The 24,181-nt window shown below is 39.8% G+C and carries 21 protein-coding genes and 3 pseudogenes; 21 read left to right on the forward strand and 3 right to left on the reverse strand.

Annotated elements, in window-relative coordinates; translation table 11 throughout:
* Nucleotides 1–3 precede the first annotated feature (3 nt).
* From JCM15457_RS09120 to JCM15457_RS09170, 14 genes and pseudogenes are all read left to right on the forward strand, one after another.
* Entirely contained in the window at nt 4–1,320 is a 1,317-nt protein-coding gene (locus JCM15457_RS09120) for a dihydrolipoamide acetyltransferase family protein (RefSeq protein ID WP_034989494.1), read from the forward strand.
* A gap of 7 nt (nt 1,321–1,327) precedes the next feature.
* Nucleotides 1,328–2,735: pseudogene (gene lpdA / locus JCM15457_RS09125) on the forward strand (dihydrolipoyl dehydrogenase).
* Nucleotides 2,736–2,756: 21 nt separating this feature from the next.
* Nucleotides 2,757–3,769 (forward strand): annotated as a pseudogene (gene lplA / locus JCM15457_RS09130) (lipoate--protein ligase).
* A 97-nt stretch (nt 3,770–3,866) separates the two neighbouring features.
* A complete protein-coding gene (locus tag JCM15457_RS11740) occupies nt 3,867–4,301 on the forward strand; it encodes a hypothetical protein (RefSeq protein ID WP_152537306.1) in 435 nt (144 codons plus the stop codon).
* A 23-nt stretch (nt 4,302–4,324) separates the two neighbouring features.
* Nucleotides 4,325–5,029 (forward strand): SGNH/GDSL hydrolase family protein, encoded by a 705-nt coding sequence (locus JCM15457_RS11745; protein WP_051993423.1) that lies wholly within the window; start codon nt 4,325–4,327, stop codon nt 5,027–5,029.
* Nucleotides 5,030–5,051: 22 nt separating this feature from the next.
* Complete coding sequence (gene lplA, locus JCM15457_RS09140) at nt 5,052–6,068, forward strand: lipoate--protein ligase (RefSeq protein WP_034989542.1); 1,017 nt, start codon at nt 5,052–5,054, stop codon at nt 6,066–6,068.
* A gap of 171 nt (nt 6,069–6,239) precedes the next feature.
* Nucleotides 6,240–7,010, forward strand: coding sequence for an epoxyqueuosine reductase QueH (locus JCM15457_RS09145; protein WP_034989498.1), 771 nt, complete (start codon nt 6,240–6,242; stop codon nt 7,008–7,010).
* A gap of 62 nt (nt 7,011–7,072) precedes the next feature.
* Nucleotides 7,073–8,203: a PLP-dependent transferase gene (locus JCM15457_RS09150; RefSeq protein WP_034989500.1), complete on the forward strand. Its 1,131-nt coding sequence runs from the start codon at nt 7,073–7,075 to the stop codon at nt 8,201–8,203.
* Between the two features lie 368 nt (nt 8,204–8,571).
* Nucleotides 8,572–9,003 carry a pyrroline-5-carboxylate reductase family protein gene (locus JCM15457_RS12420; RefSeq protein WP_235725660.1) on the forward strand — a complete coding sequence of 144 codons (432 nt, stop codon included), beginning with the start codon at nt 8,572–8,574 and terminating at the stop codon, nt 9,001–9,003.
* The gene (locus tag JCM15457_RS12425) at nt 9,003–9,380 is read left to right on the forward strand and encodes a pyrroline-5-carboxylate reductase family protein (RefSeq protein WP_235725661.1); all 378 of its coding nucleotides are present in this window, start codon (nt 9,003–9,005) and stop codon (nt 9,378–9,380) included. Before JCM15457_RS12420 ends, JCM15457_RS12425 begins: the two co-directional genes overlap by 1 nt.
* Nucleotides 9,380–10,153 carry a VOC family protein gene (locus JCM15457_RS09160; RefSeq protein ID WP_034989502.1) on the forward strand — a complete coding sequence of 258 codons (774 nt, stop codon included), beginning with the start codon at nt 9,380–9,382 and terminating at the stop codon, nt 10,151–10,153. The genes JCM15457_RS12425 and JCM15457_RS09160 overlap by 1 nt, the downstream gene beginning before the upstream one ends.
* 17 nt (nt 10,154–10,170) lie before the next feature.
* Entirely contained in the window at nt 10,171–10,320 is a 150-nt protein-coding gene (locus JCM15457_RS12180; protein WP_156406574.1) for a hypothetical protein, read from the forward strand.
* A gap of 1 nt (nt 10,321) precedes the next feature.
* Nucleotides 10,322–10,705, forward strand: a complete 384-nt coding sequence (locus tag JCM15457_RS09165; RefSeq protein WP_051993425.1) for a uroporphyrinogen decarboxylase/cobalamine-independent methonine synthase family protein — start codon at nt 10,322–10,324, stop codon at nt 10,703–10,705.
* Between the two features lie 26 nt (nt 10,706–10,731).
* Nucleotides 10,732–11,880, forward strand: coding sequence for a M20 metallopeptidase family protein (locus JCM15457_RS09170; RefSeq protein ID WP_034989504.1), 1,149 nt, complete (start codon nt 10,732–10,734; stop codon nt 11,878–11,880).
* 390 nt (nt 11,881–12,270) lie between these two features.
* Here JCM15457_RS09170 and JCM15457_RS09175 read toward each other — a convergent pair whose 3' ends face one another.
* Nucleotides 12,271–13,626 (reverse strand): MFS transporter, encoded by a 1,356-nt coding sequence (locus JCM15457_RS09175; protein ID WP_034989506.1) that lies wholly within the window; start codon nt 13,624–13,626, stop codon nt 12,271–12,273.
* A gap of 351 nt (nt 13,627–13,977) precedes the next feature.
* On the opposite strand from JCM15457_RS09175, the gene JCM15457_RS09180 reads away from it, so the two are divergent.
* The 5 genes and pseudogenes from JCM15457_RS09180 (at nt 13,978) to JCM15457_RS09200 (ending at nt 19,619) form a co-directional block, all read left to right on the forward strand.
* Nucleotides 13,978–14,247, forward strand: coding sequence for an ACT domain-containing protein (locus tag JCM15457_RS09180; protein ID WP_034989508.1), 270 nt, complete (start codon nt 13,978–13,980; stop codon nt 14,245–14,247).
* A gap of 10 nt (nt 14,248–14,257) precedes the next feature.
* Nucleotides 14,258–15,601, forward strand: a complete 1,344-nt coding sequence (locus JCM15457_RS09185) for a PFL family protein (protein WP_034989510.1) — start codon at nt 14,258–14,260, stop codon at nt 15,599–15,601.
* 370 nt (nt 15,602–15,971) lie between these two features.
* The gene (locus JCM15457_RS09190; protein ID WP_034989514.1) at nt 15,972–16,727 is read left to right on the forward strand and encodes a DeoR/GlpR family DNA-binding transcription regulator; all 756 of its coding nucleotides are present in this window, start codon (nt 15,972–15,974) and stop codon (nt 16,725–16,727) included.
* Complete coding sequence (gene pfkB / locus JCM15457_RS09195; RefSeq protein WP_034989516.1) at nt 16,724–17,641, forward strand: 1-phosphofructokinase; 918 nt, start codon at nt 16,724–16,726, stop codon at nt 17,639–17,641. The genes JCM15457_RS09190 and pfkB overlap by 4 nt, the downstream gene beginning before the upstream one ends.
* Nucleotides 17,642–17,658: 17 nt before the next feature.
* Nucleotides 17,659–19,619: pseudogene (locus tag JCM15457_RS09200) on the forward strand (PTS fructose transporter subunit IIABC).
* 281 nt (nt 19,620–19,900) lie between these two features.
* Here JCM15457_RS09200 and JCM15457_RS09205 read toward each other — a convergent pair.
* Both JCM15457_RS09205 and JCM15457_RS09210 read right to left on the reverse strand, forming a co-directional pair.
* Nucleotides 19,901–20,353 (reverse strand): Lrp/AsnC family transcriptional regulator, encoded by a 453-nt coding sequence (locus JCM15457_RS09205; protein ID WP_034989518.1) that lies wholly within the window; start codon nt 20,351–20,353, stop codon nt 19,901–19,903.
* Nucleotides 20,354–20,493: 140 nt separating this feature from the next.
* Nucleotides 20,494–21,543, reverse strand: coding sequence for a glycosyltransferase family 2 protein (locus JCM15457_RS09210; RefSeq protein WP_034989520.1), 1,050 nt, complete (start codon nt 21,541–21,543; stop codon nt 20,494–20,496).
* Between the two features lie 217 nt (nt 21,544–21,760).
* On the opposite strand from JCM15457_RS09210, the gene JCM15457_RS09215 reads away from it, so the two are divergent.
* A complete protein-coding gene (locus JCM15457_RS09215) occupies nt 21,761–23,005 on the forward strand; it encodes a nucleotide sugar dehydrogenase (protein WP_034989521.1) in 1,245 nt (414 codons plus the stop codon).
* A gap of 111 nt (nt 23,006–23,116) precedes the next feature.
* Entirely contained in the window at nt 23,117–23,992 is an 876-nt protein-coding gene (locus JCM15457_RS09220; protein ID WP_034989522.1) for a beta-1,6-N-acetylglucosaminyltransferase, read from the forward strand.
* Nucleotides 23,993–24,181 lie beyond the last annotated feature (189 nt).

Genomic DNA, 24,181 nt, shown 5'->3' on the forward strand with positions numbered 1-24,181 from the left:
AAAATGAGCGTATACCAATTCAAGTTGCCTGATATTGGTGAAGGTATCTCTGAAGGAACGGTTGCTAAATGGTATGTCAAGCCAGGTGACACCTTAAAAGAAGACGATGATCTATTGGAGATCGAAAATGATAAATCTGTTGAAGAGATTCCTGCACCGGTTTCAGGAACGATTAAACGTATTTTAGTTGAGGAAGGTGAGACAGCAGAAGTTGGTCAAGGACTGGTCGAATTTGAAGTAGCGGGTGATGAACTGCCTGCTGGTGTACAAGAAGAGTCCCCTGAAATGACAGAGGAATCTGCACCAGAGGAGTCGGTTGAGCAGACTCCAGCTGCACCCGCCTCTAAGACTGCGCCTGTACATGCCGAAGAAGCAGAAAATGCTGCGGCTGTTCTGGAAAAGCCAGATCATAGTTTGCCAGTTCTAGCAATGCCTGCAGTCAGGTCTTATGCGCGGCAGCAAGGTGTTGATCTGAAACAGATCAACGGAACTGGTAACCACGGACATGTGACTCGCGCAGATGTCGATGTTTTCCTTAAGAGGGGAGCAACTGCTGCGCCTGCACCAGAAAAAGCGGTGGATAAAGAGCCAGTATCAGTTCCTGCTGCAGCAGGTGAGTGGTCAGAAACAAGAGAAAAAATGTCTGGCATTCGTAAGGCAACAGCCAAAGCTATGGTTCGTAGTAAAAGTGAAATTCCGCATGTGACGGTCTTTGACGACGTGGTTGTTGATAAATTATGGGCACACCGTAAAAAATATAAAGAAGTGGCTGCTAAAAGAGAGGTACGTTTAACTTTCCTAGCTTATATAGTGAAAGCACTGACTGTCATCTTGCATGAATATCCGATCTTCAATTCTAAGGTGGATATGGAAAAACAGGAAATCGTCTATCGCGACTATATCAACATTGGTGTTGCAACAGACACGGATCGTGGTCTGCTTGTCCCCAATATCAAACACGCGGATGAAAAAAGCTTATTTGCGCTTGCACGTCAGATTAGTGCAAACACAAATAAAGCCCAGGAAGGTAAACTGAGTGCAGATGATATGAAATACAGTAGCATGTCAATAACAAACATTGGCTCGATTGGCGGCGGATTCTTCACACCCATTATTAACTGGCCGGAGGTAGCGATACTGGGTGTCGGTAGGATCAAAAAAGAACCAATTATAGTGGACGATGAAGCAAAGGCGGCGTATGTGATGAAGTTGTCATTGTCCTTTGACCACCGTGTGATTGATGGGGCAACAGCTCAGAGAGCTCTCAATCGCCTAAACGAATTATTAAGCAATCCAGAACTTTTATTAATGGAAGGATGACGACAATATGGTAGTAGGAGATTTTGAGATTGAACTAGATACAGTTGTTGTTGGCGCGGGGCCTGGCGGTTACGTTGCGGCAATTAGAGCCGCTGAAAAGGGGCAAAAAGGTTACTGTGATCGAACGAGAATTTATTGGAGGAGTGTGCTTGAATGTCGGCTGTATTCCATCGAAAGCACTGATTGAAGCTGCACACCGTTACCAAGCTGCAATGAGCTCGCAAGATATGGGGTTACGTGTTACCGCAGCAAATTTAGATTTCGAACAAACCCAGAGATGGAAAAAAGAGGGGGTTGTGGATAAGCTGACAGGAGGAGTAGCAAGCCTGTTTAAGAAGCACCACATAGATGTTATATGGGGTAGCGCTTTTCTGAAAGATGAGCATAGCTTGCGTGTTATCAATAATGATCAAGCCCAAACGTATACTTTTAATAATCTGATTGTTGCAACGGGCAGTCACCCAATAGAAATTCCTAATTTCAAATTTCAAGGACGAGTTTTAGATTCAACAGGTGCATTGGAGTTGGAAAGAGTACCTAAGGACTTGATTGTTGTCGGTGGTGGTTATATTGGTTGTGAGCTGGCATCTGCTTATGCCAATCTAGGTGCACATGTTTCGATTCTGGAAGGTACCGATGGGATTTTAGCAAATTATGAACGTGATCTTGTTTCGGTTGTTGAACATCATTTCAGTTCACAACACGTGGATATTTATACAAAAGCTCTGGCTAAGAATGCTGAACAGACCGAAGATGGGGTAACAGTAACATTCGAGACCAATGGTGAAGAAAAGCAGTTACAGGCTGATTACTGTGTTGTTTGTGTCGGCCGTCGTGCTAATACAGCCGATATGGGGCTAGAGCATCTAGGGATAAAGATAGATAAGCGTGGTTTGATCGATGTTGATGCTCAAGGAAGAACAAGTGTTGCTAATATTTATGCAGTTGGTGATGTTGTCGCCGGTGCTGCACTTGCCCATAAAGCCAGTTATGAAGGGAAAATAGCTGCAGAAGCTATCTCTGGTTCAAAGGGAACCGTTGACTATCGCGCCATGCCAGCAGTTTGTTATACAGACAGCGAGATTGCTACAACAGGTCTAACTATTAAAGAAGCAAAAGCACAGGGACTTGATGTCAAAAAAGCACAGTTTCCTTTCGCGGCAAATGGGCGTGCAATTTCAATGAATAGTACAGACGGTTTTGTTCGAATTGTGTTTGAAAAACAGAGCAAAGCAATCGTCGGCGCACAAATTGTCGGGCCTAATGCCAGCGACCTGATCACGGAGTTAACATTGGCAATTGAAAGCGGAGCAACGGTCGAGGATGTTGCCTTGACGATTCATCCACATCCAAGTGTTAGTGAAGCGATTATGGATGTTGCGGATTTGGGTTTAGGCTTACCGATTAATATTTGACAAACAAGGAAGTGTATGAGCATGCAGTATGTAGCGATGCCGACGTTTGATATCAGAAGGAACTTGGCAACTGAACAGTATTTGATGAATAACGATAAGTTAGAACTGCCATTGATGTTATTCTATATTGAAAAACCTTGTGTGATTGTGGGACGTAATCAGAACACACTAGAAGAGGTTAATCAGAAATATTGTCGTGAAAATGGTGTTACGGTCACACGTCGCTTGTCTGGCGGCGGGGCAATGTATCAAGATTTAGGGAACCTTTGTTTTAGTTTTATTGTTGATGCTGACAGTCGCAGTTCGGTGATTTTAAAACAATGGTCGCACCAATTGTTACCGCGCTGCATCAGATGGGAGTCACCAGAGCCGAAGTCACTGGTCGCAATGATATCGTCGTTGACGGGAAAAAGTTTTCTGGAAATGCAATGTATACACGTGGTGGGAAGACCTTCTCGCATGGAACATTAATGCTGGACGTGAATACTGATGAGGTAGCTAAAACATTGAATGTTCCGCTGGATAAGATAAAATCGAAGGGGATTAAATCAGTGCGCAGCCGCGTGACAAATTTGCGACCATATCTGTCACCCGAATACAAAAACATTACGACAGAGGGGTTTCGCGATTTATTGATAAAAAATGTTTTAGGATTGACTGATAGCGGTCAAATAAATCAGTATGAATATAAGCTGACTAATGAGGATGAAAGGCAAATCACCAAATTAGAAGAAAAGTATTACAGTAATTGGGACTGGGTTTACGGTGAATCGCCGGAGTTCACTGTGAAAAAAAGGCAACACTTTACAAATGGGACTATTGATGCCCGTATTCTGGTTGAAAAAGGGAAAATAAAGACTATTACGTTTTTCGGTGATTTTTTTGGAACCAACATTGTGACAGAGTTAGAAAAGAAATTAGCAGGATGCATATTTGAAAGAGATGAAGTGGAAAGGGCTTTAAGCGACGTCGATCTTAACCAGTATTTCCAGGGAATTCCTAGACAGAATATTATTGATCTGCTGACAGATTAAGTTCTTTATAACTTAAAATTAGGATATGAAAGGCTGGAGATAGAAAGATTGTCCCAGTCTTTTTGCTTTCTGGAAAGTTATATGGACAGGAGGAATTATGTTGGAATGGAAATTGGGATGGTATCATAGCTGCGATGACTATCGTGCTTTGCCCTTTACTTTTACGGAAATAACAGAAGTTATTCAAGCGACGGTCAATCTTAGTGGAGATCAGCTTCGGCTGGGTTTATCGAATCAGTATGGAGTGAGTGAGCTTGTCTTTCAAAAAGTAGAAATTTCATTGGATGAAAAGTTTCACGTGAAACAAAGTATAACTTTTAATGGAATGACACAAGCTAGAATTGCTAAGGGTACGACACTTAAAAGTGATCCGGCATATTTGAAAATTAAGGCAGGAATGCAGCTTTATGTAAAGCTCAGCAGCAATGTGACACAAACATATGCTGATTTTTGTTGTACGTACGATACAACGCTGACCAACGCCAGTTTTGTTCGCAGTTATGTAGCATGCCGCATTTTTATCACTCAATGAATGCTCGCAGAGGATGGTTTTGCTTGAATGAAATTGATATTTTAACAGATAGTGAACCTGTTCTTATAAATGTGACGGGGGATTCACTAGTTGAGATGGGGCAGATTTCAACTAGTTTGACAGAGGCGTTGTATTACATGAATCCTGAAAAAATTGTTGTTGTAAATACAGGCGTGTCAGGTGAAAGACTTTTGGCTAACGCACCAACAGATGAACCAATTTATCGGACCTTCGGGCAAAGCCTGTTGCAAAAAGCACCAGTTGAGGTACGAAAGTTACAGCCGACATTGACGATTGCATTTGTTGGGGCAAATGATTTACTCCTTCCACTGCTTAGTGAGGAAGCAAAAAAACAAATTATTACTCTTGAACAATTTCAGCAAGGAATTGAACATTTGAAAAGAATAATGGCTGAACATGACAGCCATTTGATTTTAGGAACGATTTTGCCATTTAGGTTAGGGCATGGCAGTGTTCCACACACACAAATGTATGCAGATGCAATGGCTAGGCGACTAGAAATCAACTGTTATCTGCGCAGCTTACCGGAGACACTGGACTGTAGTTGCCTAGTAGAAGATACGACACAAGAGTTGAAGACACTGTATGATTTTGGCGATCATATTCATTTGAACAAACGAGGCGGACAAAAAATTGCTATGGCGCTCCGTAACACAATTGAAAAGAAAGTTGTTTTAAAAAGGCTGCATGATAAGAAATACAATTAGATTTAAGAAAGAAAGTGGAATTATGAAATATGTGGCAATGCCAACATTTGATATCAGAACCAATTTAGCAACAGAACAATATTTAATGGCTAAAGAAGATATCGAAATGCCATTAGTTTTGTTTTATATCCAAAAACCATGTGTGATTATCGGGCGCAATCAAAATACACTTGAGGAGATAAATCAATCATACTGTGAAAGTCAGAATATTATTGTTACACGTCGTTTATCTGGTGGTGGGGCGATGTATGATGATTTGGGTAATTTAAGCTTTAGCTTTATTGTGCCTGCAGATCGACAGCGTTTTGGAGATTTTAAGACAATGGTTGCTCCAATTGTTAAAGCACTGCATAGATTAGGAGTCGCTGGAGCCAAAGTTACGGGGCGTAATGATATTGTCGTTGAGGGCAAGAAGTTTTCCGGCAATGCAATGTATACTAAAGGTGGTAGAACATTTTCGCATGGAACTTTAATGCTGGATGTGGACATGAATCAAATTACTAAGGCACTGAATGTTCCCCAAGATAAGATAAAATCGAAGGGGATTAAGTCTGTCCGCAATCGCGTAACAAATCTACGACCATATTTAGCAGAAGAATATAGAAACATTACGACCGAAGAATTTCGTGATTTTATAATCAAGAGTCTTCTCGACGTGAAGTCGATGGCTGAAGCTAGAAGATTCTCTTATAATTTAACACCGAAGGATCAAGCAGAGATTACAAAGCTAGAGCAAAGGTACTACCGCAATTGGGACTGGGTCTACGGTCAGTCACCTGAATTCACACTTAAGAAAAGGCAGCATTTTACAAGCGGAACAATTGATGCCCGTGTGTTGGTAGAGCAGGGCAGAGTAAAGAATATAAGATTCTTGGGGGACTATTTTGGAACTAAAGATGTTGCTCATTTGGAAGAAATACTGGTAGGAAAGCCTTTTGATCCTGTAAAAATCAGAGAGGTTCTTGCAACAAAAGACGTTAATAGTTACTTTCAAGGGATAAACTCGCAACAAATAGTAGAGCTTTTATTTGGCTTGTAAGTATGACTAGTTTAAGTGCTTGGATTTTGTAAATATCTCTAAGCATAAGCAGGAACACTGTGTCTACTCTTCAAAAGTAGAAGTGATGCTTGGAAAGGGACTTGAGCGGTATAATCAGTATGGTATACTAATTTACAAAAAAATATGGCTTGTTTCTACGAAGGTGAAAGAATGATCGATCTACACGAGATTTTGGATAGAATGAACCAAAATCAAAGAATCAATTATGATAAAATTCTACAGAAAATGATTAAAAATTGGCAAAAACAGGGAATCAGACCCCAAATTTTGCTGCATAGTTGCTGTGCTCCTTGCAGCACTTACACACTGGAATATTTGACGAAGTACGCAGATGTGACGATTTATTATGCTAATTCCAACATTCACCCGCGTGACGAGTATAAGCGGCGTGAATATGTTCAGCAAAAATTCATTACCGATTTTAATAAAAAAACAAACAACAATGTGAGTTTTATCGCTGCCCCGTATGAACCACAGCAATATTTTGAAGCAGTTAGAGGTCTTGAAAAAGAACCGGAGGGCGGTCAGCGCTGCAAAGCGTGTTTTAGTTATCGACTGGATCTAGTTGCAGCCAAAGCTGTCGAACTAGGATTTGATTACTTTGGAAGTGCATTAACGATAAGTCCGCATAAAGATTCACAGGTTGTTAATCAAGTAGGGATTGATGTACAGAATTTCTACACCACTAAGTATTTACCAAGTGATTTTAAGAAGAACAATGGTTACAGGCGTTCAGTTGAAATGTGCAAGGAATATGACGTGTATCGTCAGTGTTATTGCGGATGTATTTTTGCAGCTAAAGCCCAAGGAATTGACTTGCCGCAGATTCGTAAGGAAGCGAGAGCTTTTATGAAAGGTAAGGATGCTGTTAAGGAATTTCCAGATATTAAGTTTGTCTACCATGATGAGGTTAAAGAATAGGGCTTGGCGACTTAATCTATAACAAGCTGCGCATTTTAAAATACTTAGGGGGATTACATAACATGTGTAAAAAGGAACGATATGCAGTTGAAACTATTTTAGCTCAAGCGGGAAACCGGAATGATGGTGACGCGCGAGGATCGATCTCGACACCAATTTATCTGTCATCAAATTATCGTCATAAAGATTTAGAGGATGTTCGTAATTTTGATGAGCGGACGCAATATTCCTATTCGAGGTTGGAAACACCAACAAAAAAGGTTCTTTCCCAAACACTGGCAACTTTAGAACATGGTACCCAAGCTTTTGCTCTGAGTTCGGGTATGGCGGCAATCCAACTTGCCTTCAGTATCTTCAAAAGCGGTGATCACATCGTAACGTTAGATGATCTTTATGGCGGCTCCTTCCGCTATTTTGACCAGCTTCATGAACAGTATGATATGGATTTCAGCAAATGGAATGGAAAGAGTATCAGAGCCTTGCAGGGCTTGCTGCGTCCAAATACACGAGCTGTTTGGATCGAAACGCCTTCTAATCCAACAATGAAAGAGATCGATATTGTGGCTGTAGCAGATACAGTTCATGCAGTTGATCCAACGATATTAGTGATGGTTGATAATACTTTTTATACCCCCATTTATCAGTTGCCACTCACTCAAGGGGCGGATGTTGTCGTCCACAGCGCAACCAAGTATCTTTCAGGGCATAACGATCTACTAGGTGGAGTAGTTGTTGCGAAAGGAGAGAAACTTAGTGAGAAACTGATGTTCAATTATAAAACAACAGGTGCAACCCTTGATCCTTTCGATTCATGGCTGTTGTTAAGGAGCCTGAAAACATTACCTTTAAGAATGCGCGCGCACACTGCTAATGCGCAGGAAATAGTGGCGTATTTGAAGCAGGAAGCCAAAATTGAAAAAGTAATGTATCCCGGTAAGGGTGGAATGATAAGTTTTTATGTGCAAGATGAAGAAATTATCGACAAAATGTTTAAAAGTTTGAAAGTTATTTCGTTCGCCGAGAGTCTGGGTGGGGTGGAAAGTTTGCTAACTATTCCATATCTTCAGACGCATCGTGATATGGAGGAAGCGGAAAGATTGCGCTTAGGAATAACTCCTAAGCTGCTACGTCTATCTGTCGGTCTTGAAAATGCGGCTGACCTTATCAAGGATCTCAAACAGGCTTTGGCTTAGTTTTTTTTCTAAATAAGTTATTGACAACATTAAATTCAGCATGTACTATTAAAGCTAAATTAGATAATTAAGATTTATCTCATTTGAAAGGAGTGCAAATCTATGTTGAACCAAAACATAAAGAAAGACCAACAAGTCATGTGTATGAATGTTAGTCTATGTTGTGCCATGTGCAACATGTGTTTTGGTGTATCAAAAAACGTAGATTGGCACGGGAAATTACTTCAAAATGGATTTTAGAGATGCGACTAATGGATTAGTGCAATTTTAATATCTTTGGTGAAGAACCGGCGATCTGCGCAGATCGCTGGTTCTTTTTGTTTTATATACAACACAGTTTGTGGGGAAATTGAAAGGGGAACATGCAAATGACAGTTACAGTTTATGCAGTTGGCGGAGGCCAAATGGCTGAGGCAATTTTACGAGCGGCTTTAAAAAAGGAAGTTATTGATCCATCTTCCACGACAGTGACCGATATTGCAGAACAACGAGTTGAATATTTACGTGAAAAATATGGTTTTGACACACAAGCAGAGCTTGATAAGAAGAAATTGACCACGGCCGACATTATTCTATTGGGGATCCGGCCCCAAGATAACTGGAAGGAAACAATTGCTCAAATCGGAGCAACTCAAACAAAAGCGCAGGTTATCTCGATTATCGCGGGAGTCACATTAGCACAACTGCAAAAAGCGAGTGAATCAAAACTGGCATTAACACGAATCATCCCTAATACCTTGACCGATACAGGCTATGGTTATTCTGGAGCTGCACTTGGGGGGAAGCTGACCGAGAGTTAGTGACACCTTTCCTAGAAAGTTTTGGCAAAGTTGATTTTATTCCAGAGGAGCAAATCGACATTTATACAGGCTATGCAGTTTGTGGCCCCAATTATGTTTACAACTTTTACATTGCGCTTACCAACGCTGGAGTTCTTAGTGGGCTTTCACGCAAACAGGCAAATGCAGTTGCGCTTGAGAACTTAAAGGGAGCAGCTGAGTTCCTCGAACTGACCGGTAAGCATGCCTATGAGTTATTAGACATCAACAATTCTGCTGGTGGAGTTGGAATTGCAGCGCAGCATGCAATAGATGCTAGCGATTTTGCAGCAGGAATTCAAAATGCAGTGCTAGCTGCAGTAAAACGGACAACTGAATTAGGAAAGAAGGATGAATAATGACTAAACTCAATTGGGATCATACAATGATCAACATCAAAGATTTAGCAACGGCAACTGAAATTTTAAAAGAAAAAGGAATTACTTTTAAAGCTGGGGGTGAACATAAACGCTGGGGAACAGGCAATGCCCTTGGATACTTCGGACTAAATTATATTGAGTTGATAACTGTTGCAGATGAAAAAGTTGCACGAACAGTCAAACGTACAGATGGGGCAGCAGTCTATGACGCGATACAGGATTATTTTGCCGATGTCCAGCGTCTTAACACAATTGCAGTCAGGTCAGACGATATAGAAGAAACACATCGACGTTTGAAAGAACAAGGTGTTGCAGTAGGGCCAATTGAGGAGGGGCAACGTTTAGATCCGCAGGGAAAATTGATCAGTTGGAAGATATTCTTCGTTAATGATCACCTTGCACAGGATTTGCCTTACCCATTTTTTATTCAGTGGAAAGGCGATGATGCCAGCCGCTTTGATAATTTATCCAAACAGGGCTTGATAGTCAAGCACCCCGGTGGTGATCTAAGAGTCTTTGCGGCAAATTTTGAAGTTATTGAACCACAAGCAATCGCTGCTAAGTGGGGCGACTTACTTCAACTTCCTGTAATAACGGAGGATAATGGATCGGCATTGCTCAAGTTCAATGAACGGCAACTGAAATTCACACAAGGAACGCTGAATCATTTGGTTAGCTTGGACTTCACAGGTGCTGAGCAAGAATTGCAGGGTCAGACCATAAAAATAGATAAAGTTACGTTTAACTTTTGAGAAGGATGGATAGATATATGAAACTAGGTAAATTTAAGAAAAACTTGCTCATAGCTTTTACTTTTGGGGCAACATTAGGCGGAGTTCTTGTGTCACAAGCTGATGATGCAGCTGCAACAATCCGCTATTATCTTGGAACAGTGGGACGAGTATGTCAGGCCGAGTGACTTGGAGGTTCTTAGCACTGCCAAGAGTATTAAAGACAACAATATTTTGCATATTTGTGGATTTAATAATAAACGCAATAATTTGAAGTCATATCGTGAGTATCTTTTTAAGGCAGTAAATTGGGCAACACATGTTGAAAATGTTAGTTTGCCGCAGGGTAGGAAAATCTTTGGTGGACGAGCTGTTTTAGGCGGTTTTTCCAACACAGCAAAGGATACCTTGTTTCAAGCCGATCGTGAAGAGTTGATCCTTGAAACACAGCGATTGATCAGTGAGACAGGAACAGAGGGATACTTAGTAGGAGCTGACTGCAGTATTCCTTTTGAGACAACAGATCAGCGGCTGCGATGGATTAATAGGACTGCGTATGCCTATAATAAGTAATATGTAAAAACTAAAGGGGAAAGATAATGGTTGAGATAACAAATGCAGCAGAAGTTCAGAAGTCTTTGGTTGAAATTTATCATCATTTGCATCAACATCCAGAACTGTCAGATCATGAATTTGAGACTAGCGCATTAATTCGTTCAAAGTTAAAGGAGTGGGGCGTTTCTCTTACCGAGACCCAGCTTAAAACAGGTGTTATTGCAGAAATTAATTCTGGTCAAGAGGGGCCTACTATCGCTTTGCGAGCGGATATTGATGCCTTGCCAATTCAAGAAACGACCAAGCTAGCATTTGCTTCACAAAATGCAGGTATTATGCATGCTTGTGGCCATGATATACATATAACGGCGCTCTTAGGAGCAGCTTATGTTTTTACGCAACAGCCGCTTGACTTTAAGGGCAAGATCCGGCTTATTTTTCAGCCATCTGAAGAAGCGAATGAAGGTGCACTTCAGGTAATCGATGCTGGACATGCCAAAGGGGTTGATGCCATCTTAGGGCTGCATGTTAAACCGGGGAAACCAGTTGGAAACATAGGAATTAGGGCTGGTTATGTGGCGGGATCAATTGACAAATTCAATGTTACGATTGAAGGAACCGAAACCCATGCAGCACACCCTGACCAGGGTACAGATGTCATTGTGGCTTTAACAGATATAGTAGGAGCATTGCAGACTATTATTAGTCGTAATGTTGAACCAACATCTAGTGCAGTTTTAAGTGTGACAGAATTACACGCAGGAACTGCTTGGAACATTATTCCCAGAACAGCAACTTTTTCCGGGACGGTCCGCGTTTTGGGGAAAAAGGAGCGTGAACTTATACGTACTAGGTTTAAAGAGCTTGTTTCACAGCTTAGTGCAGCATATCGAGTAAATGCCAAGATAGATTGGTATGTCGGCGATCCGGCAGTCTATAATGATCCCGATCTGTCGGAGATCGTAAAAGATGAAACGGGGAAGTTTACAAAGGTCTTCGAAAGTCACGCAGAACTTGGTAGTGATGATTTTTCCTGTTATCAAGAATTGCTGCCGGGAGTTTATGCTCATCTTGGTGTAGGTGATACTGGGCAAGTGCATCATTCTGATTTTGCACCAGATGAAAATGCAATTCTGACAGGTGTTTCATACTATGTTAATAACACATTGCGTTTACTTGAAGAGCTTAGATAGTTATGCAGCACCTTGATTACGAATAGCCAGATAAAGAAGAGATTAGTGAAGATCGAAGAACAATTTTCGCTAATCTCTTCTTTTTTGAAGGTCTTATAGCACAGTCCCATTCCGTCTGTATAAACGTGTTCCATAAGTCAAAATGCTTCGTCTGTCTCGAATTACTCATATCCTAAAATGCAGTTAATGCTCGAATCCTAACGACTATAAGATACATTTCCGTCTTTACAAGCTAAAATTTAGAGAAAACAAATATAGAATTTTCAGTGAATACATTGAGAGGAGGCAATCCAACAAAATTGTTATTCAAAATCAGTTTTTATCCGTAATACACAACTACAATGTTATTAGATATTTTGAAATGCCGGGTCTGTACAGCAAATATCCGTGTTATTTTTTTTGTGGCGACTTGAGATAAAGGTAAAAGATAATCTCTGTTATTAGTAAAAGCAAAACAGTAAACCATATTGCAAGGCGTGTTCCAGTGACGAAAGATGCTGGTATGTCAGCGATTACGATCATAACTGTGACCGAAACGGCCGCGGCAACCTGTCTGAATGCGTTGTTTAAGGCCGTAGCATGACTGACATGCAATACTTCGACATCTTTGAATGCTTCAGACATGGCGGGTGAAAATACCAGTGAGTTGCCGATCATACGCACCATATAGGCACAGGTGATAAGCCAGATTGGTGTCTGAACATTGATTGTTATAAAGGGAATTGTGGCGATCAGCATCAAAGCAACTCCAAGGCTGATCATTAGTTTGGGACCATGTGCGTCATAGTACCTTCCTGCTAGTGCAGCAAAAAGAGCGTTGGCAATTGCTCCCGGTAGCAGGATAAGTCCTGCATGCATGCTACTTAATCCCGCAGCGCTTTCGACAAAAATCGGAATGATCTGCTCAGTACCTATCAAAACCATGAAGGCAAGTACTCCAACGAATGTCAGCATTCTAAAAGAACGAAGTTTTAGCAGTTCAATCCGCAGCATGGGTTCAGAGAGTTTAAGCTGACGGCGGGCAAAAATTGCTAAAATTGCGCCCCCCACGACTAACATCACTAAACCACCCCAGAAGTTCTGCTGGAAGACAGTTAAACTGGCTAAAGCCAGACCTGATCCAATAAGTGAGAGAAAAACAGACAGAAGGTCAATTTTAACTTGACGTTTTTCAGAATAATTTGGAAAAACAAGGTAGGCAATAATCCATATCAATAAAGCAAAAGGCAAAAGTAGGATGAATAAATAATGCCAGTTGAAGTAATTAAGAATAACGCCGGCGATTGTAGGACCAATGGCCGGACCGGATGAGATTACCAAACCTGACATTCCTAATACGGTCCCGCGTTTTTCTGCCGGATAGATCGTGACCATTGTTGTCATTTGGAAGGACATTAGAATTCCGCCCGCACAGGCCTGCAGCAGGCGCGCAGCCAGTAGCATCCAAAAATTGGCGGCGAAGCTCCCTAATAAGATTCCAAGTATGAAAACAGCGGTCGTTGTCAAAAAGACCTGTCTGTTTGTGTATTTGTCATATAGGTTTGAGGACAAAGGTGTTACTATTCCAATAATCAGCATGTAGCCGGTAGTAAGCCATTGGGCACTGGTCAGCGATACATGCAGTGTATGCTGAATAACTGGCAGAGCAGTTACCATCATTGTTTGACTAGCTAGATTAAAGAAAGTTGAGATTAGGACTAGTGCCGTAACAATAGTTCTCTTATGCTTGCTCATTTCTGAAGACATGACTAGTTCCTTTCATAAATATAAATAATAGGTAGAAAAAATTATTAGTGCGTATCCATGTTATATGTATTTTGAAACAAATTCAAGCGCATCCTATTAAGATAACTAGCTAAAGAAGATAATTCGGGTAATAATATGTTTTTTGGACTATTCAAATCTAATATACGTGTATGCAGTAGGTAGTCTAATGATATCGGACGGGTGAAAAAGGGCTTATAAGTAATGGTACAAAAGGTTTTTACGTTTAAAAATGAAACCTGAGGCTATAAGTGTGATTGCGGTTTTGTTCGGGAAAGGCTATACTATAAAATAAGTTAAATGGAATTGAAAATAAAAAATGAGGTGGCACCCATGAAAGCTATTTTAACAACGATCGGTAAAGATCAAGTCGGAATTATTGCTGGAGTAAGTCATTTTCTTGCTGAAAAGAACATTAACATTTCAGATGTGTCACAGACGATTATGAATGGATACTTCACGATGATGATGATGGTTGAGATTCAAGACAATAAAACGGATTTTGCGATTTTGGCGCAACAACTGGATGAACTTGGAAAACAGTTGGGAGTCGAAATCAAGATTCGGCGTGAAGAGATATATGATGCGATGCATCAACTGTAGGAGGAACTAAATGGAGACAGAAAAAATCAAAGAAACAATCCATATGATATCTGATGAAAACCTAGATGTGCGTACAATCACGATGGGAATTTCTCTGTTGGATTGTATTGATAGTGATAGCGATGTTGCATGTGAACGTATTTATCAAAAAATAACAACTAAAGCTAAAAATCTGGTGGAAGTTGGACATCAAATTGAGATAGAGTACGGAATTCCTATCATCAACAAGCGAATTTCGGTCACGCCGATCTCAATTGTTGCTGCTGCATCGAACGATAAGGACTACTTCAAGTACGCACAGACCCTTGATAAAGCAGCAAAGGCTTTGGGGGTTAACTTCATAGGCGGTTTTTCAGCTTTAGTTCAAAAGGGCTATCAAACAGGTGATCTCAAATTGATTCGTTCGTTGCCGCGTGTGCTGGCTGAAACTGATTTAGTCTGTGCCTCAGTCAATGTCGGTTCAACCCGAAGCGGAATAAATATGGATGCTGTTGCTGAGATGGGAAAGGTAATTAAGCAAGCTTCTGAACTTTCTTTTATGTCTAATACTAAACTTGTTGTTTTCTGCAATGCAGTAGAGGATAATCCTTTTATGGCTGGGGCTTTTCATGGTGTGGGTGAACGCGATACAGTCATCAATGTTGGGGTCAGCGGCCCAGGTGTCGTTAAGCATGCTCTTGAAGAAGTTAAAGGCAGCCCAATGGATGTTGTGGCTGAAACGATCAAGCAGACAGCATTCAAGGTGACAAGAATGGGTCAGTTAGTTGGAACGCTAGCTTCTGAACGACTGGGTGTTCCCTTTGGAATTGTCGATCTTTCTCTTGCACCTACACCGGCTGTGGGTGATTCTGTTGCCCAAATACTGGAAGAAATCGGATTAGAGCAAGTTGGGACGCATGGAACGACTGCAGCTCTAGCACTGTTGAATGATGCGGTCAAAAAGGGCGGTATTATGGCTTGCAGTCATGTTGGCGGACTTTCAGGCGCCTTTATTCCAGTATCTGAAGATGCAGGGATGATTGATGGGGTAAACAGCGGTTCTTTGAATATTGAGAAACTTGAAGCGATGACAGCAGTTTGTTCCGTAGGACTTGATATGATTGCGATTCCAGGTAAGACACCAGCTGAAACAATTTCAGCTATGATTGCTGATGAAGCAGCAATCGGAATGATCAATAACAAGACTACTGCTGTCAGAGTTTTGCCGATTCAAGGTAAAAGTGTCGGCGACACAGTCGAATTTGGTGGTTTGCTAGGGCATGCACCCGTGATGGCAGTAAATTCAGCTTCATCCGCAGATATGATTCATCGCGGTGGCTTGATTCCAGCACCTATTCATAGTTTTAAAAACTAATTATCTAGTTGAACATGGGAAAAGTAAACGATTTTTACTTACAAGCAGGCACGAATGACTTTTAAAAGCTGATTTTTAGTAGCTCAGTAACAGAATATTTAGCATAAATACAAAAAAGTGCGGCAATGCAACAATTGTCGTGCTTTTTTGGTGCAAGTTTTATTAAAAAAGTTGCATGAATTGAGATTTATTTTTGCTTGTAACTATAGCTATAATAATGTTTTTATAAAAAATAATGATTGTTTTGATGCAAAATCTTTCAAAAACAATCAAATATACTTAATTATATGGCTAAAAATGAATTTTTTTGCGTTTTTATGATTGATTTTTAGTTTGTTAGGTGGTAACATATTTTCTGGGGGTAATGTAAGTGCTTGCAGAAGAACGGCAACAAGTTATCTTGTCTATGCTTAAAACAAGCAGTATTGTTAAGCTCCAAGATATTTGTAAGGAAGTAAAATGTTCTGAGTCGTCCGTAAGGCGCGATTTGCAATTATTAGAGGAAAAGGGTTTACTGATCAGAGTTCATGGAGGAGCGAAAGCCAAACACTCGTTGCAGCGTGAACTTGATATGACTGGAAAATCCTTGAGGAATGTACAGCAGAAGAGCTCAATTGCTAGGCTGGCTGCGGAACAGATTCAGGATGAAGATGTTGTATATCTGGATGCAGGAACGTCAACGCTTGCGATGATCCAGTTTTTGCATTCTGGGCAGCATTTAACAGTCGTTACGAATGGGGTAATGCACGCATCAGCTCTGGCGGATCGAAATATCCGTACGATTCTGGTTGGTGGTGAGCTGAAAACCACAACGAAAGCGATCATTGGTATTGAAACAATTAATTCATTACATCATTATCGCTTTAACAAGGCTTTTTTGGGTATAAATGGAGTTCATCCGCGGTTCGGTTATACAACCCCTGATCCAGATGAAGCCGCAGTTAAGAAAACTGCGATTGATCAAAGTGAGAGAAGTTATATTTTAGCTGACGAATCGAAGATCGATCAGGTTTCATTCGTTAAGGTTGCAGAACTCGCGAAAGCAATTATTATTACTAACAAGCTGCCTAGAACAGTTCTCGATCAATACAGTAATCAAACAATAATTCAGGAGGTTTCAATATGATTTATACGGTAACGGTTAATCCTTCGATCGATTATATCGTCCAATTAGAAAAACTTACGTTAGGTGAAGTTAATCGAATGGACTACGATACCAAATTACCTGGCGGTAAAGGAATCAATGTTTCGCGTATTTTAAAAGAGCTTGGCCAGGATAACGTTGCACTTGGTTTTTTAGGAGGTTTCACGGGGAAATTCGTTGAAGACGCTCTTAAAGAAAAAAACCTCAAGACAAACTTTACGCATATTGCCGCTGATACGAGAATCAATGTTAAAGTCAAAGCACAAGATGAGACTGAGATCAACGGGAAAGGCCCTGAGGTAACAGGTGAAGAAATTGCAGCGTTTAAAAAGCAATTTGATAATCTGACAAGTGAAGACGCTGTTATTTTATCAGGAAGCTTGGTTCCAAGTTTAGGACAGGATTTTTATTTTGATTTAATTAAGCTGGTTCGCTCAAAAGGTGCACAATTTGTGATTGATACAACTGGTGAAAGCCTGATGAAGACTCTTAAAGAAAACCCACTTGTTGTAAAACCAAATCACCATGAACTCGCTGAACTGTTCGGAGTCAAATTCAACGGAATTGATGACATCGTTACTTATGGCAAAAAGCTGTTAGAGTTAGGTGCACAACATGTACTTATTTCAATGGCCGGCGATGGTGGACTGTTGATTACTCCTGATGAGGTTTATTACAGTAAGGCACCTAAGGGAACAGTTATCAACTCAGTTGGGGCCGGTGATTCAATGATTGGTGGCTTCGTAGGAACATTTGCTGCTACTAAAGACCCAGTTGAGAGTTTTCGTTATGGTCTTGCTTGCGGAAGTGCAACTGCATTTTCTGAAGACTTGGCTGATCGTGCAAAGATTGATGAGATCTTGCCTGCAATAAAAATTGAAAAATATTCTAAATAGATAAGGAAGTGTTTTTAGTGGATATTCGTGATTTGTTATTAAAAGATGTTATGATCATGGATCTTAAGGCTTCAACTAAAAAAGAAGCTATTGATGAAATGGTTCATAAGTATTATGTTAATGGCGTTATCAACGATGAAGACTTTTATAAGAAAGCAATTATCGCGCGTGAGGAACAATCAACAACCGGTATTGGTGATGGAATTGCCATGCCGCATGCTAAGAACAAGGCTGTACAACGAGCAACTGTTTTGTTCGCTAAGAGTAACGCTGGGGTGGACTATGATGCATTGGATGGCAACCCCGTACATCTCTTCTTCATGATAGCTGCTCCAGAAGGCGCTAATGATACGCATTTACAAGCATTAGCAGCGCTATCAGGTTTGCTGATCAATCCGGATTTGGTTGCTAAGTTGAAAAAAGCTCAGACACCGGATGAAGTGCAGCAATTATTTGCAGATGCGGAAGCTGCAAAGGAAGCAAAAGAAGCGGAAAAAGCAAAAGCTGAGGCTGAAAAGGCAAAGGCTCCTGCATCTGAGAAGAGTGACCGTCCTTATGTTGTAGCTGTCACAGCCTGCCCGACTGGGATTGCCCACACTTACATGGCTGAAGAGGCTTTGATCAAGCAAGCTGAAGCAATGGGTGTGGATATCAAAGTTGAAACAAACGGTTCAGAAGGTGTTAAGCATCTTTTAACAGCTGACGATATCAAACGTGCGGCAGGTGTTATCGTTGCCGCTGATAAGAAAGTTGCTATGGCTCGTTTTGATGGCAAGCCATTGGTAAACCGTCCTGTAGTTGATGGTATTAAGAAGTCCGAAGAGCTTATTACTGAAGCCGTACATGGCGATGCTCCAGTTTATCACGCTTCACAAAGTGATTCTTCAAGTGAAGAGGAATCAGCAAGCGGTTCAGTTGGAAGCCGTATTTACAAAGACTTAATGAACGGTATCTCACATATGTTGCCATTCGTCGTTGGTGGCGGTATTTTAATGGCTTTGTCATTCGTCATTGAGCAATACTTTGGTGGACCTAAGTCAATTGAATTTATCTTCTTAAACAATGCTGGCAACATGGCCTTCGCGTTTATGATTCCTGTTTTGGCTGGTTTTATTGCTGAATCGATTGGTGATCGCCCTGCGTTGATGCCTGGTTTCGTTGGTGGTTTCATGGCAACGGTCTATAGTGGGTCATTTGGCGGTGCATATACTGCTAATGTCATGACACATGCTCAAAGCTCAGCTGGTTTCTTGGGTGGTATTGCTGCCGGCTTCCTAGCTGGGTACCTTACGATTCTTTTGCGGAAACTGTTCTCCCATCTTCCAAAATCACTTGAAGGTATGAAACCAATGTTGTTGTACCCAATCTTTGGTTTATTGATTATGGCGCTTTTGATGTTCTTCATTGTTAACCCAGTCTTCTCTGTCATCAATGAAGTTGTTACAACTTTCTTGAAACACATGGGAACTGGTAACGCGGTTGTCTTGGGAATTATCTTAGGTGGTATGATGTCAATTGATATGGGTGGTCCCTTCAACAAAGCTGCTTATGTCTTCGCGGTTGGTGCATTTACTTCAACTAACAACGGCGATTTGATGGCTGCTGTTATGGCAGGTGGTATGGTTCCTCCATTCGCAATTGCACTTGCAACAGCTATTTGGCCTAAGAAATTTACAGATGATGAACGTAAAGCTGGTATTACGAACTGGGTTTTAGGCTTCTCATTCATTACAGAAGGAGCTATTCCATTCGCAACGGCTGACCACTCCGTGTGATCACTTCGGGTGTAATTGGTGCTGCGATTGCTGGTGGATTGACACAGTTCTTGCACGTGTCAGTACCTGCACCTCATGGTGGCTTCTGGGTAACACCATTAGCAACTAATCCGTTTGGTTACATCATTGCAGTTGTAATAGGAACAGTTATTGCAGGTGTCATCTTAGGATTATGGAAAAAAGAAAAAGAAGCTAGCAAGTAAATAAAAAATAATTAAAAAAACAACGAGGCTGTGCCAAAAGTGAAATTTTGGCACAGCCTCTCTTTTATTCCGTATAAACGTGTTCCATAAGTCAAAATTCTCCGTCTAACTTCGAATTACTCATAGCAAAGTACTCGCTATGTTTGTAAGTTCGAGTTATTACTCAAATTTTCCCGACTTATGGCACACTTTCGCTGTTTTTCGTTGAGTTTAGAGAAAAAGCAGTTATTTGTAATGCTGCTTATAACTGATTTCAGATACGCGTAAAAGCTATAACTAAACTAGAAGTAGTTCTTTCCTGGGTTCAATTCTAAGGGTCGTTGATCAACACTGGTTGAAAAAACGATTTGAGTTTTTGTTTCCCCAAAACGCTGGATGTCATTGATGAAGTTATCAAGGGATTTAGTACTTTTAAAGTAACAGACAATGATTTGTGAGTAACTGCCAGTAACACAATCACAGGAAACAACGTTCCCAACTGATTTTATATAAGGATAGAAAGCGTCCTTATCTTTGGGGGACAAACGCAAACTAACATAAGCTTTTATTGGGAAGCCGAGAATTTTGTAGTTAATAGCGGTATGATAACCGATTATTATGCCACGTTCCCGCAAGTGAGCTAAGCGGGTTGAAACAGCCGGTGCAGAAATAAAACAGATATCTGCAAGTTTTTTGAGTGAAATGCGTGCGTCTTTTTGTAAAGTCGAGACAATTTTTAAATCAATTTCATCCATTCTAATTCCTCCAAGCTTATCTATATGTAATATAATATAACATAGATGGTTAGCTAGGTAAAATCAAGAATGGACGCAAGCAGTTTTAACAGTAATAAAAAAGTAGATATCCTTAGGAGTATCTACTGCAGTTATGTGAGTTAACGATGAGCTTTGTTTCTGAGCGTTACCAGAACTTTTAGTATGAAAAACATTCGGTGTTTCAGACAAAAAACAAAAATTTTTTCTTGGTTAGTTAATATATCATAGTTTATCTTGTTTAGGGCCGTCTGATACCTTTTTTGAGATAAAAGGGAGATAAGCTCTCTTCTCTTTGTTTGATAACTTGCGGTATTAGAGGGGTGGAAATAAAGATTGCCAAGGAAGGAGTTAAAACTGGTTAATTCTTTCATTGAAAGGGCATCATACATGATTTTTTCTTTATGACAACTGTCTAAGAACTTTCGGGTTTCATCGAAATACTTTTCAAAATTTGTTACAATTCCTGTCGAATACTTAAGCGAAGCTGAATTTTCTTCCTTTCTATAGTAATAGATTTTTTCGGGAAGATAGTGAATCTTGTCAGCATACTCTATTGCATATAGGCAAAAAATATTATCCTGCATTCTCTTCATGCCAGGAATAAATGCTAGGCCATTAGTATCGATAAAACTTTTTTTGAACATTTTTGCCCAAGGAACGCCAGCTGCGATTTCGGGGGGGTAGTAAGGACAAAGTTTTTTGCTGATTAGTTGATATAAGAGCAAATTTTTATTTTCCCCAGTTAAAACGCCTTCATCCATGTTGAGAAAACGATTGTCTTTAGCGTGGTCATCGTAGCATACAAAACAGTCAGAGATAACAAAATCCGACTTTGATGTTTTTATTGCCTGCAACAATTTGAAAACATAATCTTCCGCTACCCAGTCATCTGGGTCAATAAAACAAATGTAAGATCCTTTTGAAATTTTAAGACCAGTGTTTCGCGCCACAGAAACACCGGCATTTTCTTGCTGAATTGTTTTTATCCGTTTATCTTTTTTAGCATAGTCTTGACATAGTGCGTATATATTGTTTGTTGAGCCATCATCTACTAGGATGATTTCAATGTTTTTGTAAGTTTGATCAGTGAGAGAAGCAACACATTTTTCCAGAAACTCTTTTTTTATATTGAAGATAGGAAGAATCAAACTAACTAGTTCGTTTTTCATTTAGTTTACTCCTAGCATTTAATATTCTATATTTTCATTCAGCGTATAATAAATATAGGAGCTGGTCAAGTTGCAACTTTTTTTCAGGCTATTATGCTATAATTGTACGTGTGTTTAGCGTTAATTAACAAAAAAACTAGGTAATTATACGAATTCTCATAAAGAGTGAAAAATATTTTTAGAGCACTACGGTGTATAGAAAAAGAGGTATTTATTGATGAGTAAACGATATCGAATTGCAGTAGCCGGAACCGGTTACGTAGGTTTATCACTCGCAACATTGCTGTCGCAGCAAAATATTGTTACGGCTGTTGATATTGTCAAAGATAAGGTTGAACTTATCAACAATAGAAAGTCGCCTATTCAGGATGACTATATTGAGAAGTATTTAGCTGAAAAAGATCTGAACTTAACAGCTACGCTTGACGCAGAAGCAGCCTATAGCAATGCTGATTTTGTCATTATAGCCGCACCGACAAATTATGATAGTAAAACACAGCATTTTGATACTTCGGCTGTTGAAGCCGTTGTAAAATTAGTTATTAAGTGCAATCCGAACGCTATCATGGTTATTAAATCGACAGTTCCAGTTGGATATACTAAAAATATTCGTAAGAAGACTGGCAGTGAGAATATAATTTTTAGTCCTGAATTTTTGCGTGAATCGAAAGCACTTTACGATAATCTTTATCCCAGTCGAATTATTGTGGGTACAGATAAAAAAAATAAAAGACTGATCAAAGCAGCGAATACGTTCGCGTCCTTATTGCGAGAGAGTGCAATAAAAGAGAATATCGACACATTGATTATGGGATATACAGAAGCAGAAGCTGTTAAGTTGTTTGCCAATACTTATTTGGCATTGCGTGTTTCTTATTTTAATGAATTGGACACTTATGCCGAGGTCAAGGGCTTAGATACTCAACAGATTATTGAGGGTGTGGGGCTGGATCCGAGAATAGGATCACATTATAATAATCCCTCATTTGGGTACGGTGGATATTGTTTGCCTAAGGATACAAAACAGTTGCTTGCTAATTATCAAGATATTCCAGAAAACTTAATTGAAGCTATTGTTGAGTCTAATAGTACACGTAAAGACTTCATCGCAAACCAAGTGCTTCATATGGCGGGGTATTATAACGACTCTGATATCAAGAGCAAGAGCGGAAACAAACAGATAACTATTGGAATATATAGGTTAACTATGAAAAGTCACTCGGATAATTTTCGACAAAGTTCAATTCAAGGAGTAATAAAACGGATTAAGGCTAAGGGTGTTAATGTTATCATTTATGAACCTAGTCTAAGCGATGAAAAAACTTTTTCAGGCAGTGAAGTCATTAATGATTTGGATAAGTTTAAGCAACTTTCCGATGCAATTCTAGCGAATCGGTATAATGAATGTTTGGATGATGTAAACGATAAGGTATATACGCGGGATATTTTTGAAAGAGATTGATCTAATCAAGGCAACTTTACACGTTAAATCTTAATTTGGAGCAACTATTGAAGTTTAGCGGGGCTTTAGTGTTTTTAAGTTTGATACTTCTAATATAAAGGGTGAATAGTAGTGCAGGCTGTATTGGTGTTGGCGCATAAAAATGTTGACCAAGTTATTGCGCTGTCAAATTTACTAAAAAAGAGATTTATCGTATTTGTTCATTTTGACGCAAGATTGTCTCTAACTAGTAAGGACAAGGAAAAATTGCAAAAGAATGAAGTGAATTATATTTCTGAAGTTGAGGTGCATTGGGGAAGTTGGAGCATAGCCCATGCAGCAATTTGCTTAATGAAAGAAGCGTTGAAGAATCCAGAGATAAGTTATTTCCATGTAATTTCTGGACAAGACTGGCCTGTAGAAAATTTAGACAAAATATATAACTTCTATGAAAATGATGATCATATATACATGGAGTATCAAAGTTCAAAGGATGTGAAAAAGTCTGGGGAACCTGTTATTTTATGGCAGAAGTATTATTTCAATTATGATCGTGTAAATAGGCGGAGTAATTTTGGAAAAATCTATCATAGGTTTTTGCTATTGGGGCAATCATTACTTAGGGTTAACAAATTTAAAAAGTATGATATCAATCTAGAGATATATAATGGGCCTAATTGGGTCGATATGCCAAGGGATGCGGTTGAATATTGCCTAGAGTATTTGCGGGTACATCCTAAACTATTAAAAGTATTTCAAACAGGATGTTTTTCGGACGAATTTTGGATGCAAACCATACTAATAAATTCCCCAGAATTCAAGAAGAGAGTAATAGCAAATTGTCATCGTTATATAAAGTGGCAAAAGCAGAATGGAAGTTATCCTGCAGTGTTGGATGAGCGCGACTTTGAAGATATTGTGAATAGTGAGTGCCACTTCGCAAGAAAATTTGATGCTAAGTATTCAAAAAAACTAATTGATTTCTTGAACAATGAATATACTAGCTAAGATGTGCTATGTTTTTTTGTTATCGAATTTAGGATGAAAGTGTAGCAATAGTTTGTTTTTGACTATGAGTAACTTCAGGGTAAAATAAAAAAATGACTATTTAAAAGATATTAATACGTATATTTTAATTTAAAACAAATAGAGCTAGGTCAATTAAATTTGAACTTAGCTCTACTTCTTATTCCGTAT

The sequence above is a fragment of the Liquorilactobacillus sucicola DSM 21376 = JCM 15457 genome (genome assembly GCF_000612445.1).
Taxonomy (GTDB): domain Bacteria; phylum Bacillota; class Bacilli; order Lactobacillales; family Lactobacillaceae; genus Liquorilactobacillus; species Liquorilactobacillus sucicola.